12 protein-coding genes are annotated in these 16,230 nt (G+C 63.0%); 3 read left to right on the forward strand and 9 right to left on the reverse strand.

Annotated features, from left to right (window positions below; translation table 11 throughout):
* Window positions 1-5: 5 nt before the first annotated feature.
* From BMX17_RS03545 to BMX17_RS03555, 3 genes are all read right to left on the reverse strand, one after another.
* Window positions 6-647, reverse strand: a complete 642-nt coding sequence (locus BMX17_RS03545) for a hypothetical protein (protein ID WP_092657713.1) — start codon at window positions 645-647, stop codon at window positions 6-8.
* Window positions 648-672: 25 nt separating this feature from the next.
* Complete coding sequence (locus BMX17_RS03550) at window positions 673-1,161, reverse strand: helix-turn-helix transcriptional regulator (RefSeq protein ID WP_092657715.1); 489 nt, start codon at window positions 1,159-1,161, stop codon at window positions 673-675.
* 98 nt (window positions 1,162-1,259) lie between these two features.
* Window positions 1,260-2,165: a transcription initiation factor IIB gene (locus tag BMX17_RS03555; protein ID WP_092657717.1), complete on the reverse strand. Its 906-nt coding sequence runs from the start codon at window positions 2,163-2,165 to the stop codon at window positions 1,260-1,262.
* Window positions 2,166-2,574: 409 nt separating this feature from the next.
* On the opposite strand from BMX17_RS03555, the gene BMX17_RS03560 reads away from it, so the two are divergent.
* Window positions 2,575-3,804, forward strand: coding sequence for an outer membrane protein assembly factor BamB family protein (locus BMX17_RS03560; RefSeq protein WP_092657719.1), 1,230 nt, complete (start codon window positions 2,575-2,577; stop codon window positions 3,802-3,804).
* A 42-nt stretch (window positions 3,805-3,846) separates the two neighbouring features.
* On the opposite strand, the gene BMX17_RS03565 is transcribed toward BMX17_RS03560, so the two are convergent.
* Window positions 3,847-4,533: a hypothetical protein gene (locus BMX17_RS03565; RefSeq protein ID WP_092657721.1), complete on the reverse strand. Its 687-nt coding sequence runs from the start codon at window positions 4,531-4,533 to the stop codon at window positions 3,847-3,849.
* Window positions 4,534-4,606: 73 nt separating this feature from the next.
* Entirely contained in the window at window positions 4,607-6,253 is a 1,647-nt protein-coding gene (locus BMX17_RS03570; RefSeq protein ID WP_092657723.1) for a DUF7286 family protein, read from the reverse strand.
* Window positions 6,254-6,438: 185 nt separating this feature from the next.
* On the opposite strand from BMX17_RS03570, the gene BMX17_RS03575 reads away from it, so the two are divergent.
* Window positions 6,439-7,674 carry an outer membrane protein assembly factor BamB family protein gene (locus BMX17_RS03575; protein ID WP_092657725.1) on the forward strand — a complete coding sequence of 412 codons (1,236 nt, stop codon included), beginning with the start codon at window positions 6,439-6,441 and terminating at the stop codon, window positions 7,672-7,674.
* A gap of 27 nt (window positions 7,675-7,701) precedes the next feature.
* Here the strand turns inward: BMX17_RS03575 and BMX17_RS03580 are convergent, their stop codons facing one another.
* From BMX17_RS03580 to BMX17_RS03595, 4 genes are all read right to left on the reverse strand, one after another.
* Complete coding sequence (locus tag BMX17_RS03580; protein ID WP_092657726.1) at window positions 7,702-8,649, reverse strand: DUF7957 family protein; 948 nt, start codon at window positions 8,647-8,649, stop codon at window positions 7,702-7,704.
* A 137-nt stretch (window positions 8,650-8,786) separates the two neighbouring features.
* A complete protein-coding gene (locus BMX17_RS03585; RefSeq protein ID WP_092657728.1) occupies window positions 8,787-12,782 on the reverse strand; it encodes a DUF7286 family protein in 3,996 nt (1,331 codons plus the stop codon).
* A 1-nt stretch (window position 12,783) separates the two neighbouring features.
* Entirely contained in the window at window positions 12,784-13,776 is a 993-nt protein-coding gene (locus BMX17_RS03590) for a DUF7284 family protein (protein WP_139203417.1), read from the reverse strand.
* A 251-nt stretch (window positions 13,777-14,027) separates the two neighbouring features.
* Window positions 14,028-15,287, reverse strand: a complete 1,260-nt coding sequence (locus BMX17_RS03595) for an outer membrane protein assembly factor BamB family protein (protein ID WP_092657732.1) — start codon at window positions 15,285-15,287, stop codon at window positions 14,028-14,030.
* A gap of 214 nt (window positions 15,288-15,501) precedes the next feature.
* On the opposite strand from BMX17_RS03595, the gene BMX17_RS03600 reads away from it, so the two are divergent.
* On the forward strand, window positions 15,502-16,212 hold the full coding sequence (locus tag BMX17_RS03600; RefSeq protein WP_092657734.1) for a hypothetical protein: 711 nt from the start codon (window positions 15,502-15,504) through the stop codon (window positions 16,210-16,212).
* Window positions 16,213-16,230 lie beyond the last annotated feature (18 nt).

Below are 16,230 nucleotides of genomic sequence, written 5' to 3' on the forward strand. Positions count from 1 at the left end.
TCCGCTCACAGCACCGCGTCCTCGTCGATATCGCCCGGCTCGGCCGCGACCAGTCGGCCCTCGACGGCGCGGGCCTCGACCAGCACGTCTTCCACGTCGCCGAGGTGGACGGGCGCACGCTCGTGGTACGCCCGTTCCTCGACGCCGTCTGTGACGGCCGAGGGGCCAGCGACGAGAACGTCCCCGGTGTCGTCGGCGGTCACCGCCGGGACGTGCGCGTCGGACTCGAGGCGTACGTCCTCGGCGCGTTCGACCCGGACCGAGTCCCCGCGGCTGACGCCGCCCCGGAGGTACACGTCGTCGACAGCGTCGAGAACGACGGCGTCGGTGACGGCGGTGAACACGTCGTCGCGGGTGTCCTCGATCACGAGGTCGCCGTCGACTGCACCGCGTGTAATCAGCACGTCCTGGCAGGTCTCGATCCGGGTGTCGTCCCCGCCGGAGACGACACAATCGCGATACGGCTCCGTGAAGTCGTCGTTCGAGGCGGTCAGGTACACGTCCCCCACCGACTCGATGCGACACTCGCCGGCGACGGCGCGGCGTTCGACGAACACGTCCTGGGGGTTCGAGAGGACCAGATCGTCGGCGTCCTCGACCACCACGTCCTCGACGTCTTCGTAGGAATCACTCCCCAGCCCGAACATACCCGTCCGATGACACGCCACGCACCTAACCCTTCGGGGACTCGTCGTCGAACGGGCTGCCGGCGTGTTCCGGCACGTCACCGGGTCGCGTGACGAGGTTCTCGCGCCCGAGGCGGATCTTGCGGACCTGTTCGTCCTCGGCCATCGCCGAGAGGACGCGACTCACTTTCGATTTCGACCAGCCGGTCCGCTCGACGATCTCGGACTGGGGGAGCCGGCCGCCGTGTTCGTCCAGCAGTCGGCGGACCCGCCAGGCGTCGGGATGTGCCGGCGCGTCCGCGTCGTCGGCCTCGGTGGACTCCGTGGTCGTCCGGGTCCGAATCGTCGCGACCGTCAACACACCGGCCAGGAGGACGACTACGGACAGGCCCCCGAACAGCAGTACGGGACGGGCGGACGTGACCGTCAGCACCGGGGCCACACCGGCGATGGCGGGCGACCGCCGAACGCGACCCGAGACCGCATCTGTACGGAGACTCGCGTCTGCGTCCGTGTGAGGGAGTGACCGGAACATCGGGGCCGACTGGTAGCACACCGGCCGCGAACATAGGCGTCCTTGCGGGAAGGCCACCGGACGGGTACGGGTTTCGGCGGGAACAGTGCCGGACGGTTTCACTCGAAGGGGAACTCCACGTCCTCGGCCTGCCGGAGGTGTTTCAGGTCCGTCACCGTCGAGCGGATCGTCATCCGGGACACGTCGGCCAGGTCGGCCGCCCGGGTCTGTGTCACCTCGACGCCGTGGTCGTAGGCCGCCTTGTAGAGGCAGGCGGCCGCGACGCCGCTGGGATTTTTCCCACCCATGCGGCCGGTCTCGACGAGCGTGACGGCGTACTCCCGCGCCCGACTCTCCACGTCGGCCTCCAGACCCAGTTCCGAGGCGTACCGGGGCAGGTAGTCCGTCGGGTCGATGGGACCGATGGGGAGCCCGAGTTCGCGGTTCAATGCGTCGTAGGCGACCTTGAGTTCGCTCCGATCGGCGCGGGCGATGTCCACGACCTCGTCCATCGTCCGGGCGATGGAGTTGGTCCGACAGGTCGCGTACACGCCCGCCGCCGCGAACCCTTCGAGCGAGCGGCCACAGAGCAGGTCCTCGGACTGGGCCGACTCGAACAGCGAACACGCCTGCTCGCGGATCGTCGTCGGGAGCCCCAGTACCGACACGATCCGCCTGATCTCGGTGAACGCGTACAGCCGGTTGCGCTCCCGTTTCGGGGAGAGCCGTGCCCGGTTGTGCTGGCGGCGCATCCGAACGAGCTGGCGCTGTCGCCGACCCGAAACCTCCGAACCCGTGCCGTAGCCGATTTCCGTCGACAGCCCCTTGTCGTGACGGGCCCGCGTCAGCGGCGCGCCCGTCCGGCGCTCGTCGCTCTCCTCGTCACCCGAGCGCCACTCCGGTCCCCGATCGATCGCGTCCTCGTCGACGACGAGCCCACAATCGTCACAGACTGTTTCCGTCCCCGTGCGTCGTACCGATCCACCACACTCGGTGCAGGAAACACCGTCGTTTACACCACCCATTTGTAGTCCACCGAATCGCGACATATCCATAGCGGGAGATTTGAAGTATAAACGTTACTACTTGTTCCGAGAGTAGAATATCAGACTCGATTTAATAAAACGCGTATACCCGGGTGATGTGCGGCAGTTAAGACAGCAGCTATCGGGTCTGAATACAGTAATATGGCCGTCTACGTCCGGTATTTCGACAGCTCCGGCCACGGGCACCAAACACACATCCAGCCGTTCGTGTCATATTCTGATTATTATCGAGCGGATTCGTCCTGCACACCGACCTACCAGGTGTCTACCGACAGGTCCCAGAACGTCGGCCACGGGACGATCGGCAGGCTGGGATAGGCGATCAGATCGTCGTTCTTGACCGCGATCCCCGACGCTTATTTTACGCCGCTCCGGAGCGATAGTTAGCATGACAGACCAGCGACAGTGGAGCCGCCGCCAGTGGCTGGCGACCGCCGGCAGTACCGCCGCAGTCGGCCTCGCAGGCTGTTCCAGCGACGACGGGAGTACCGACGGCACCGACGACGACGGCAGCACACCCGGCGGGAACAGGGGCAACGGCGACACGTCCAATCCCGGTGAGACGAATACACAGTCGTTCGAGGGACCAGTCACCGCCGACGGTGAGTGGCCGATGCGATATCTCGATGCCGGTAACACCCGCGCGACCGAGGCAGTTAGCGGCCCACCGGTGCCCGTGCAGGAGCGGTGGTCGAAAGATGTCGGAGATACCGTCGCACGTCCCGCTGTTAGTGGGAAAACGGTATACATCGCAACCAAGGAGAATTCTTGCTACGCGTTCGACCTCCTCTCCGGCGATCAGCGATGGGAGCGGTCGATGGGGAACGGGAGAGTGTACGATATCGCTGCCATCGGAGATCGCATCTACGTGGCCCAGCAGGGCAGCGTGACGGCGTTGACGAAGGACAACAGCGTCGAGTGGACCTTTGAGGACATTACCTCCCCAGCCGACGTTCTCGTCTCGGACGGAACAGTCTACACGCGGAGCGGGAAGACGCTGTACGCCCGCGACGCTGCATCGGGTGACGAGCTCTGGACCACGACGGTTGATACCGGACAGTCACGACCAGCTGTAGCTGGCGGGTCGGTACTCACCAAGGACCAACAGTATCTCCGAGCGTTCGACGCCGAAACGGGCGACCAACGCTATCAGGTCGAACACGGCGGCAGCATCGCACTCAACAGCGTTTCCGTCGCCGACGGCACAGCCTACTTCATGGCCGACACCAACATCGAAGCTCGCTCCATCGAGGACGGCTCTCTTGAGTGGCGGTGGACCGATGGCGCTGCCGAAGAGACCCCGCCAACCGTCGCCGACGGCGTCGTCTACGCTAACCCACATGGCAGAACCGGCCCATACCGCATCGACGCCGAAACCGGGGAGAACCTCGGCGCGATCGACATCGACGGGTACACCATGCCCCCAGTCGTCGCCGACGGGACGGTCTTTGTCAGCCGACCGTGGACCCGAGAGACGAACGCTCGACTGTACGCTATCGACGCGGAGACGAACGCGGTGAAATGGGAGATGCAACCCCCGGACAAGTTGGGCCAGACACCCATCGTCCTCGAAGACCTGTTGGTCTACGGCGTCCCCTCCGTCTTCGAACCGGCCTGAGCGAGTCCTTCGCCGCAGCCAGTGTCGCGACCCGGCCTCAGGTCATTCGTCGACGTATTGCTGGCCGTACTCCCCACCGAGGATCTGTTCAACAATCTTCCCGGTCTCGGTATCCAACACGAATTCCATCTCTTTTCCACGTCTTGGCCGTTGCCAGATGATGAACCGGTCTTCTTCCGGGATGAGCCCCCACCCAGGATCGTCCCTGCGCTCCCACAGTTTCGTCCCGTCCGGCTCGAACCCGAACAGGTCCTTTCTCGTCGTCTGAATGAGTATCCTTCCATCGAACCACTCGATCTGGGCAACCTCACCCCGCGGGAAGGAAAACGTCCGATCGCCGAACTGAAACTCCGTCCCCGGCCAGTCGGACAGAATCTCACCGGTTTCGGGATCAACATTGTGGCAGTGGTTCGTGTCCGACCGGGCGATAATTCGATCGCCCAAAGTGTCGAGAGTATCGTACCGAGTCGACTCCGATTCACGCGGTGTTTCGATCGTCCAGATGTGGCCGGGCTCCGGACTGATTCCAACGATGTTTCTGTCCTCCGGAACCACGATGTCGGGGGACGAGACTTTTTCAGGCATCCCGATACGCAGAAGTAACAACCCATCGTCAAACCGCGCAGCACTCACTATTTTCGGGGCGATTCGTAGGGAAGTAGTGTCACTGCTCAAGATACCATCGTAATCGATGGAAATAGATTTGCCGCCCAATTCGACCGTTTCCATACAGTGGAGTATTTATTCCCCCGATAGAATGGTTTTGGTCGACAGTACGAGTGGATGAGCCGTGAAACGTCTGTTAACAGGCACTTGAGAGATCATCTCCCTGGCTTGCTGAACCCATTTGACTGCGTAGATACGACGGGTCATCTGCGAACCGTTCGATCGGTCCCAGGGGTACCATATTCTGCGATTCTTCAAACGGCCATTCGGAATGAGTGTGATCGATGAGAATCTGGAATTGTTTCACTCCACCCTCAAGCCTCGGCCGTCCATCTGGGTTCACTCGTTTCACCTGCGCAGGCAGGAGCGGATCGCGTACCCGAGCGCTGAATCCGCCGACCGTGCTCACAGTCATATCAACGTCGTCTTCCTGTTCTATGAACATTTTTGCAATGCAGTCGTAGTCGCCCCATTTGTCATCCGAGTCCGCACTCGGCTTCACGACCCGATCGTCCCAGAGTGCGAACGTATTGATGACATTGTGTTCGTCTTTTCCGGTGAGCGAGTATGTCCTTGCCAGCCAGTTTCCGCTCGGCGCGTGGGAGCCATCGCTGTCGTAAACGCGAGCGAACGAGTCGGGCTCTTCGGTCGTCAAGTAGATCACGATCCCGGGCGTTTCGTGGGACGGCACGCCGTCTTCGACCCGGTTGACGTTTTCAGCGAGGCGGAACTCGGTAATGTCGTGTTGCTCGTCCAGCGGCTCACCCGGATCGTCGACGACGTAGTTGATCGTCTCTCTGACTTCTCCAACCCGGATATCCGTCTGTTTGACCGAACGCTCCCAGCTCCGGTGGACATCGTCGTCGCCGCTTCCGAGGAACTCCGCGAACTGCGTCCTGTACTCCGGCCGCAACAGCCGACAATACTTCTTCCAGACCGGATCGTCGATGTCGTCGGCACTGCTGTAGCGGTTCTCCGGCTGGTCGTTGAGCGCGTCGTACAGCGTGTCCTCGTCACAGCTTGGATCCGCAGACACGCCCTCGTACTCGAACCCGTCGTCGTCGATCTCGACGCCGGCCGCCTGAAATTCCAGGCCACCATCATCCCAGGAGACGCCACTGTTCGACCCGGGTAGCCACTGACTTCCGAACGACCCCGACGACCCCGGCCGCGCGCAGTTCGGGCCAGTCGAAGCTTTGCTCTGGTCGAAGCCCGGCCCGACGTGCCCCCACGTCTTCGAACACTTCTTTTTGACCACGCCGGTCCCATGGCCATGGATCCGATCGCCGACACCCATACTCCCACGGCCTGGCAGGACCGTCCCGCCGGGAACCGGGATCGCAACCAGGGTGTCGCTGTCGAAACTGATCGGCTCGACCGTCCCGACCCGCCGGTTTCGTCCGGCGATATCGACTGTGACCGGCTGCTGCTGGCGCACGTACGTCGTCGCGCCCGTCGTCGACGGATCACCCTTGTTCGCGCTTACCGCGAACCGCGCGTACTCCCCTTTCACATGAACGCTCCAGGCGTCCACCGACAGGTACCAGAACGTCGGCCAGGGGATGATCGGCAAGCCGGGATGAGCCACGAGGTCGTGATTCCGAACCGACATCGACGAGTGAAGCGTGTTCTGCGGGCTGGACACGTTCGCGTATCCGGGGCGAACCTGCGGGACTGTCGCCCGAGTTACCGGTCGTGTCGTCAAATACGTCGGTGAGCCGTGCACCGAGTACGTGATGTCCTCGGTCAGCGGTGTCTCCGCGACCGTCCCTCGGTTGGCCATCGACAGTGACGTATCGCCACTGAGCGCTTCCTGTGCAAATCCGAGACCCCCGTTGAGAACGTCGATCCCGCAGGCATCGTAGTCACAGCGTCGCTATCGATTCGAGTGATCGGCGCCGTTCTGCCATCCATTCGGATCACGCTTCCCCGACGCTTATTTTACTCCGCTTCGCACCGAGAGGTAGCATGACAAACCAGCGACAGTGGAGCCGCCGCCGATGGCTCGCCGCCGCCGGCAGTACCGCCGCAGTCGGCCTCGCCGGCTGTTCCAGCGACGACGGCACTGGAGGCACCGACGACGACGGCAGCACACCCGGCGGGAACAGTGGTAACGGCGACACGTCCAATCCCGACGGCGGAACGAGCGAGCAATCCTTCGAGGGACCGGTCACCGCCAATGGTGAATGGACACATCTGGACTACGACGCCGCGAACACCCGCGCCACCACCGCCAGTGGCCCGCCGGTTGCCGTTCAGGAGCGCTGGTCGAACACGCTCGATTCGATTGCGAGCGTCCCTCTCGTTAGCGGTGAGACGGTCTATGCCGCCACCGAAGGGGGCAGTTGCTACGCTTTCGATCTGCTGTCCGGTGAGAAACAGTGGGAACAGAATCTGGGTCCCGAGACGATATTCAGTCTCGCCACGGACGACAGCAGAGTCTACGTCGGCTGGGCAGGCGGAGTGAGTGCGATTACGGCCGACAACACCGTCGCCTGGGACAAGTCCCTGGAGGAGTTCATCTTCGATCTCGTTGTCACTGACGGGACAGTGTACGCCAGAGGGCAGGAGCGACTGTTCGCTCGCGATGCCGAAACTGGCGACGAACTCTGGACGACAGCCGTCCCGGATGGACTCAGCGATCTGGCAGTCACCAACGACTCCGTGTTGGTGAAGGACCGTCAGCAGCTCAAGGCCTACGAGACCGGAAGCGGCGACCGACAGTGGACAGTCGAACACGCGGGGATCCAGAACGACGTGGGTGTCTCCGTCGCCGACGGTACAGCTTACTTCGTGACCGACGGTCGGATCGAGGCCCGCTCGACTGCAGATGGATCGCTGTCGTGGGAGTGGACCGATGGAACGATGATTCGCACCGTCCCAACAATCGCCGATGGTATGGTCTATGCCGGCGGCCGGGGAGAACCCGGTCCATACCGAATCGACGCCGGGAACGGCCAGACTCTCGACCAGATCGACATCGACGGCTACACTGGCCAGCCGGTCGTGGCGGATGGGACAGTCTACTTCAGCGTCCAGCCGGATCTCGACGCCGATCTGAGACTGTACGCCGTCGACGCAGACTCCTTGGAGACTCGCTGGCAGACGATAGTGCCGGGATACATCGAGAACTTCCCGATGGTGCTCGAAGACCTCGTCGTCTACGGCACCGAGAGCGCAGTGTACGTGCTCGAACCTGCCTGACGATCACTCGTCGACGAACTGCCGATCCTAGCCCGATCCAGTGAGTTTTTCTATAATTTTACCAGTCATCTCGTCGAATCTGAACCGCGTCGGGCGGCCACGGGTCGTCTCATCCCAGAGCCGGATTTCGCCCTCCTTCTTGAGCAGCCGCCAGCGCGTCTCGTCGGATCTGTGCCATAGCTGTGTGCCGTCGTCCGCGAAGCCATAGAGCTCGTGGCCCCTGTTCGGCCCGTCCGTCTTCAGGACCGTCACTCCATCGCACCACTTGAGGCCAATGACCGGAGACCCGAACGAGAAGCGCTCGCCACCGAACTCGAACTGGTCGTGCGGCCAAACCGCACGCTCTTCCCCCGTCTCCGGGTCGAATTCGTGATAGTGGTCCGTCACCGATCGGATGATAATACGGTCCCCGAGACAGTAGGGCTTCAGCAGCGAGTAGTCGTCTTCAAGGGTCGTAACGCCGCTGGCGACCCACCGCAACGCCCCGTCCGGCCCCACTGCGATGGCGTTGTTCGGCGGCGACACCGAGACGTCCGGGTCGTCGGCCCCCTCGGTCCCGGAACCTACCACAACGACGAACGTGTCGGTCGAGCCATCCCACATACTAGGCTTCAGCGGGAGGGCGAGCCGCGAGTTGGCGGTTGAGATCGTACTCCCGTCGATCCAGACCTCGCGCCAGGTGTACTCGCGCCAAGAGTCGACGAGTTCCCCCGTCGCCGTGTCGATCCGGTGGAACTGGCGGTCGGTCGATTTCGCCGTAAGCTTGCCCTTCGAGACCGAGAGTATCGAGTAGTAGTCGTCGGTGTCTCCCGTCGGCGGCTCCTCGACGACCCACGAGAGCTGACAGTCGGGACCGAGCGCGACCACGTTCCGGCAGCGCTGGACTGTCACATCCGGGTCAAGGTCGAGCGTTTCGGTCGGGTCGAGAGCGACGACGAGCAGCCCGTCGAGAATGACCTGACTTTTGATCGGCATGGGAAACTGGAATTTGCCGCTTCGGCTGAAGACAGTTCCACCAGACCCCGAAACAGAAACCGTCGAGTTCCCGACCGTGTGCTGAGTCATACTAGAGTTACTCGGGGAATCGATGTGAAAGTTATCCGGTCGCCCAGTCAGGGGGTGGACCGGCAGACATTATCGGTTCCCACGACGTGGTCGTCAGGACCGTCCACGTCGTCCCAGCGGTCCTCGAGTTTATCGGGATTCTGCCTGAAGTACCCGATCGTGCCGAGTGGAACCCAGTGATCGGGGTCGATATTTTCTTCACTACTGCCGTCGTGGTGACTGATCTCGAACTGTATCGTGGATCCCGGCAGGTCCCGCTTGAGCTCTTCTAAGTAGAACCCGCTCGTGTAATCGATGCTAAGATCGTATCCACCCTTTGGAACGAACGTCTTTCCGATACAGTCGTAGACTCCCCAGCCCATCTCGTCTTTCGACCCGGACTTGACAGTCCGGTTGTCGATGAGTGCGAGATCTCCGACGATCTGTTGCCAATCTTTCCCCTCCAGATCGCCCGGCCGGCCGAAGAATTTCCCAGGCATCCATGGACCATCGTATACCCGGGCGAGAGCCTCCGTATCGTCTGTTTCAACCTCGGTGACGATGCCGCCCCGTTTGTGGGGTGGACGCTCGCCGTCGTCGATGTGTGGTTCGTTAGCTTCCTCGGCGGTCGTGAACCGCACGATATCGAACCGGTCGACGACCGATCCCGTTCCATCGAAGTCGCCGTCTCCGTCATCGAGGAGGTAATACATCGTCCGTCGCAGACTGTTTTCGTCCACTTCGGGGACGACGGTCCGCCAGGAGTCCTGAACAGAATCGTCCGAACTGCCCAGGAACTCGGCGAACTGCGACTTGTAGGTGGGTTTGTACAGGCGACAGTAGCTCTCCCAGATCTCGTCCGTGATGTCCTCGGCGCTGCTGTATGGATTGTCTGGCTGGGATTCCAGTTCCTCGTAGAGGTCGCTGGCGTCACAGCCAGCCTCCTCGCCCTCGTATTCGAGGCCTTCGTCGGTCGAGTACTCGAAGCCGGACGCCTCGAACTCGAGCCCGTCACCGTCCCAGGCGACATCGCCGCCACCGGGTACCAGGTCCGTCGAGAGCGACGTGCTACCGGTATTCCCGCCGTCATCACACTTGTCTGGTCCAGCGGCCCTGTTCGGCCGGAATCCCGGCCCCGTGTAGTCCCACGTCTTCGAACACTTCTTCCTGACCAGACTGGGTCTGCCAGGAACGTCGACTCGGTCACCGACACCCATGTTGCCTTTCCCGGGCATGACCGTCCCACCGGGTACCGGAATGATCACCAGCGTGTCGCTGTCGAAGGTGATCGGATCGACCGTCCCAGCACGGCGGCCACGTCCCGCGATCCCGATCGTCACCGGTTGCGCCTGGCGGACGTAGGTCGTCCCACCGGTCGTCGACGGATCCCCGCGGTTCGCGCTTACCGCAAAGCGGGCATACTCGCCCTGGACGTTGACCTGCCAGGCGTCCACCGATAGGTACCAGAACGTCGGCCACGGGATGATCGGCAGCCCGGGATACGCGATCAGATCGCGGTTCCGGACCGCCATCGACGCATGCATCGTGTCCATCGGCTCGGTCACGTTGGCGTATTCGGGACGTATCGCCGGTACCGTCGCCCGAGTCAACGGCGATTTCGTCAGATACGTCGGTGACCCGTGGACGGAGTAGGTGATGTCTTCGGTCAGCGGCGTCTCCGCGACGGTTCCCCGGTTGGCCATCGACAACGACGTGTCACCACTCATCGCCTCCTGTGCGAATCCGAGACCCTTGTTGAGAACGTCGATTCCGCCGGAGAGCCCGTCCATCGCACCGCCGAGTGCGTCGGTGATCTTGTTGTCGGCCTTGTCGCGGGCCTCGTTCCGGGTGCTGTTGATCTCGTCGATCCAGTGGTAGAGCCGCTGAATGTAGATCCGCCGAGCCTCGATTTTCGCCTTCCGCCGTGCACTGCTGTAATCGTTCGTCGGCGTTCGGTCGTGATGGACCAGCGCCCGCTGGTCGACGTTGTTCTTGAGTTCCTCGAACGGGCCCTTCCCCGTCGCCATGCCGAGCCGTGAGAAACTCGCGTTGCTGACTTCCGATTTGACGACGCCCCGGAAGTCCTCTATGTCGCTCTCGATCGATCCTTCGAGCCCGCCGGGCGCACTGAGGTCGTGTGTCTTCTGTGAGCCGTCCAAACTGACCGCATCGACGACTTCGTCTTCGACCTCCGATGCCGATGTACTCGATCCGAGATCAGTCCCCGACGCTCCGTTCACGTCACCTTCGATCGAACCCTCTCCGTCGTCAGCGATGTGGGCCGAGACCGCCTTGTCCAGCGCGGCTTTGAAGTTGCTGTCAGAGCCGTAATCGCTGTCGACGCCGTTGCGGAGGACGCCGGTTCCCGTGCTGTGTTTCCCGTCGATCTCGACGTCGAAGCTGACCGATCCCGAGGACGTGTCGGATCCAGACCCGGAGAACGGCGCATTGCTGTCGTTTTTCTCGTCGTGAGAGCTACAGGAGAAGTCGACCGATGTCTCGACCGTCACGTCGGCGTCGACGTCGAACCGAACGACCGGCTTCCGACTGCCGTCGGCGTCGGAGTTCCAGACGTCGTTTCGCGAGGCACTGACGCTGTCGACGCTGTCGATCGAGTAGTCGGTACTGTCGGCGCTACAGCCGCTGAGGTCGTCGTCGTCCGGACTGCTCACGCTCGGAATGGAGATGCTCGAACTCTCGTCGGTCGTCTCCGCCCAAGATTTGACCTCGTATGTGCGGTCGATCGCGGTCTCGATACGGCCGTCACCCATGTCCTCGGGCAACTCCTCTTCGATATCTGGCATCTTGTCTTTGCCCTGAACCTCGTCGATGATGTCGGGTTTAGCCAGCCAATTGTCACCGCTCATCCCGCCGCCGGTCATGTCCTCGTAGGCCGCTTCCGCGAAACGGTCGATGGCGATGTCGTGTTCGGAGGAAACACCCGTCGACGGGCCGAAGAGGGCGTTGATACGACGGTCGACGAAATCGCCCGGCGTCGGAATCTTGGGGAGGTTTCCGTTTGCGTCACCGAAGAGTGCCTTGGCACCCGAACAGAAGGTGCTGGCAGAGAGTGGACCCGAAATGCCGGAGACGTTACTCGAAATCTTGTCGGATGCTCGTCCGCTACTCAGGTCTTGGACGACCTTCGCACCCATACAGGCCCACTCGCCTTTCATCGTCCGGGCGGCGTAGGGGTCAGTGGCATCGAAAGTCTGCTTCTGGATTCCGAATATTGCGTCGTTAGCCAGCACTTCCGAGTGTTTGTTCTTGTTTATCCGCTCGAAGATGTCTTCGGTTCCGGGAGGGACATCACCGAACACCCGCTCGTAGTACGCCTTCGCGTAGGCCATCGGATACAGGCGTGCAGCAAATTTCCTCCCGAACCCGTCCATCAGGCTATTGGCCTCGAAGAAGCCCCGGTTGAGCCGGTTCTCGTACTCCGTGACCTTCTCGTCAAGCGCGAAGGCCGTCGAACTCACTGTCACGGAGACCGTCCGGGTGTCGCTGGCGACCTGCGAGCCGTTGTCGCGAACCGTCACATCGATCCCGCTGATCTCCGCGGTGACCTTCCCGGCGTCGAGCGACCCGGACTCGTGGCCCACGGTCAGGTCGACCCGGTCGATGGCGTCCTCGATGCTGCCCTCGGTGTACTCGACCGGCGGCAGCGACAGGTCGGTCCGCATCTCCGTATCGACCCGCTGGCCGGAGGTCCGGAGGGCCTCGGCGGTTTCGAGGTAGACCCGCAACTTCACGTAATCGTCGAAGGTGTCGCCGCCGCTGTCGTCGATCGCGTTGCCGACCGGCGTGCTCGCTGTCGTGGTCAGCGGTTCGGCCGCCGCGTCTTTCATGGCCGTCCTGACAGCGTCTTTGATCGCCGTCTGGGAGGTCGAGACCGCCCGATCCATCGCCAGCGACGGATCGGTGTCGGGCTGGGGCTCCGGCCGGGTCTGGAGTGTGCCGACGACGGCGACGCTGCTGATCAGGACGATGACGCCGATCAGCGCGAACGGAATCCGTGCTCGGTCGTCCTCTGCGATCGAAACAGTGTGATCTCTGCGTGTCATCTTACCACGTCTTGACGATGATCTCTACCTCGCCGGTCGCCACGTCCGAACCGAGTTCGTCGGCCGTCACGTCGTCGTCGTATTTTTCGTCCATGTCCGCGGCGATAATCTGTGTGAGGTGGTCGGTGAGCTGTGCGTTGGCCGCCCGGGCGTCGGCCCCGTTGCGGCTGATGACCGTCGCCTCGCCGAAGTAGACGCCCTGCGCGTTCTCGAAGGAGAAGTCGTCGGTCGCGGCGTCCGAGGCCTCGATGGTCGTCGCCATCCGCTGGTACCGGTACTTCCCCAGCGCCCGGTGGAACCCCTGCCGTTCGAGCAGGAGTTGCATCTCCGTCGGCGGGTACAGGCCCCGGACGACCGCGGCGGCGATCGGTCCCGCCGCCCCCTCGAAGCCGTCGAGTCGATAGCCGCGTTCCACCGCCCCGGAGCCGACCGACGGCACGTCGCTCGTGACCCGGAGGACGGCCGTGTTAACCGACGTGTCACGTGGCGGTCGGTCGCCGGCCGAGGCGATTCCCTCGATGGCGGACTCGGGATACGGCCGCCAGACGGCCTCGACGTAGACGCTCTGGTTCGCCCCGAGGAACGTGTTCAGGACCTTCGCCTCCACGGCGGGCTCGAAGTTCTGGCCTTCCTTCGTCAACCGAGTGCCGTCGACCTCGACGTTGGCCACCGCCGCTTCCGCGAGCAGGCCGGCCGCAGAGCCCTGGCTGACCCGTCTGAACGACTCGTCGGCGAAGTCCGTCGCGACGTTCTCCCCGTCCCACTCGGAGTGGTCCGTAACCGGTTCGATGGAGTACTCCACCGACATCGAGGTGGCCGCCAGCGTCTCGGCGGTCTGGTCGGCCGCCACCGGGTCGGGCGTCGTCGCCTCGCTGTCTTCGTTCATCGACGTGGCGATCAACACGACGCTGGCGCTGATCAACAGCAGGGCCAGCGACACGTCCATCACCGTGCTGATCGCGCGCGCTCGCTTGTCGGGTGTGCGTCTCGACACGTCGATCACCCACTGACAAGAAGCGACATCGGTTCGTCTGACGGGACCCGTTCTCGATCACAGCGCTGTGAATCGTCGCCACAGCCGCCAGAATGCGGAGAGAGAAGCCAAGACTGCCGTACGTGACGGCCGTCGACGCCACGGACCGGCCACCCACCGAGCGGTAACATATCCTGCTTGGTCGGGTCTTCGTATTTAAATCTGGGACCGGCGACTTCGAGGCAGTCACAGCACGCGAGGACGGTGGTCGGTCACGCCGCGTCCGCCGACTGGAGGGCCACGACGCCTTCGTTCGTAGGCACGAAGATGACGCCACTGGCGATAGCCGGACTGTCGTGGCCGAGCGGGTCGATCTCGAACTGCCCCTGTCCGTCACCAGTTGCCACATCGAGCGCGTACAGCACGGTGTCTTTGTCCATGACGTACACCGTCCCGTCGGCGACGACCGGGTCGGTGAGCGACCCGAACAGGTCTTTGGTCCACTGCTGCTCGCCGGTCGCCGCGTCGAGTGCGTGCATATTCCCGGCCCCCGAGAGCAAGATCACGGTCCCGTCGGCGAGTGCCGCCGGCTGATCGACCGGGTCCGGCGTCTCGTAGGTCCAGCGTTTCTCGCCCGACGCGGCATCGACGGCGGTGAACTGCGTCCCGTTGCTGAGATAGATCGTCCGCTGGCCCGAGTCGTCCCCGGAACTGTCGATCAACGGCATCGTGCCCGTCGCTGGTGCAGCCCCCTCACCGAGTGTGGTCTCCCAGACAGTCTCACCGCTCTCGCTATCGATGGCGTGGAGCCCCCACTCGTTGTCCGAGAGGTAGACAGTACCGTCGGCGACCGCAACCGGATGGTACCCCCACGGGCTCTCGGTGATCGAGTGTTCCCACAGCGTCTCACCGGACGCCGCGTCGACTGCCAGTACCGGTTCGTCCGGGACGAACAGCGTCCCGTCGACCGCAGTCGGGGTGGCGTATCTGCCCGCGCTCAACTGCCACTGCTCGGTGCCGTCTGCGGCGTCGAGCGCGTACATCGTTCCCGATTTCGTCGGGAACACGATCGTCCCATCGGTGTATTCCGGACTCGCCACGACGGGTCCACTCGGTTCGAATCGCCACTGCTCCCGTCCGGACGCAGCATCGAACGCGACGAAGGCGTTCTCGAGATACGATCCGACGAAAACGGTCCCCTCGGCGAGGACGAAGCCACCCCGAGCGTGTACGTCCGTGGATGTCCACCGGACCTCCAGGTCCGATCCCGGCCCCGCGTTCGTGGTATGGCCGGTGTTCGAACTGTCGGCGCGATACGAAGGCCACGATTCGTCGACCGTGAGTGGCGTCAGATTCTGCGTCTCCGAAGACCCGTCCGTGGTCCCACCGTCCGGTCCCGAGTCGATCCCACCCGGTGGGGACCCCCCGTCCTCACCCGGTCCCGAATCGGTCTGGGAACACCCAGCCAGAGCCAGTGCCGTCGTCACGCCACTCAGCTTCAGAAACTGCCGGCGGTCCGGCGATTCCGCCATTGTTTCTGGAGCCGTGTTGACAGATTATAAACACGACGGTCTGTCGATTTCGAGTCGCCGCCGGGAGACACCGGTGATTCCGTATCGACTGCGCGAACCGCAGTATCGGTCGCGCCGGTAGTATCTACCGCGTTAGCCGGTCGACGGAGTATACCCGTGTCCGAACCACGTTCGTCCCAAACGAATACCATACTGCGGCACTGCGAAAGAAACGATGGACGTCCAGACCGAAATCGAGCGCCAGTTAATTGCTGCGAGCGTCTTCGAGGAATCACCGGAGTCGTGGTACGTTCGTCCGGGTGCGAACGCCCCACGTCTCAGAGGGCGCTGGGTGGAGACGACCGACGTACGCGACCAGCAACCGAGATACGTGGATGTCGACGCAACCGGTGACCTCGCCGACCGGCTCGCAGGGTTACTGGACGCCCTTTCGAACCGATACTCGATCGAAATGGACGCGTACCCGCTGGGGGAGCACTCGACCGTTTCGCTCGCGGACCGTGCCAGACGGATCAGTTCGAACACTGGGGATGGCGGTCCCGTCGGCGTCGTCCGTTTCGAGATCGAGAACGCCTTCGATCACGAAGCGGCCGACGAGGAAGTCTATCTGGCACTCAGTCGGCACCTGGAGGATCGCCAGTTCGATGGCCTGACGCTGACCGACGAGAATATCGGGGACATCCGTGCTCGCTTTCGGGACGGCACCCTGAGCCGGCTCCACGCCACCGTCGACGGGACAGGGCACGCTCTCACCCCGGAAGAGCTGGGAGCCGAGAGACACGAATTCCTCGAAGCGGCCCTGGCCGATTACGAGGCGATCATCGACGTCGATGGCGAACACTGGATCGAGAACGAATCGTTCGCGGTTGTCGACGATCCGGCGGCACCCGAACGGGCGGCGTTCTCGGTACACGTTCCGCTCTGACACGAGACCCAACTCGAG

It is taken from the genome of Halorientalis persicus (assembly GCF_900110215.1).
Lineage (GTDB): Archaea > Halobacteriota > Halobacteria > Halobacteriales > Haloarculaceae > Halorientalis > Halorientalis persica.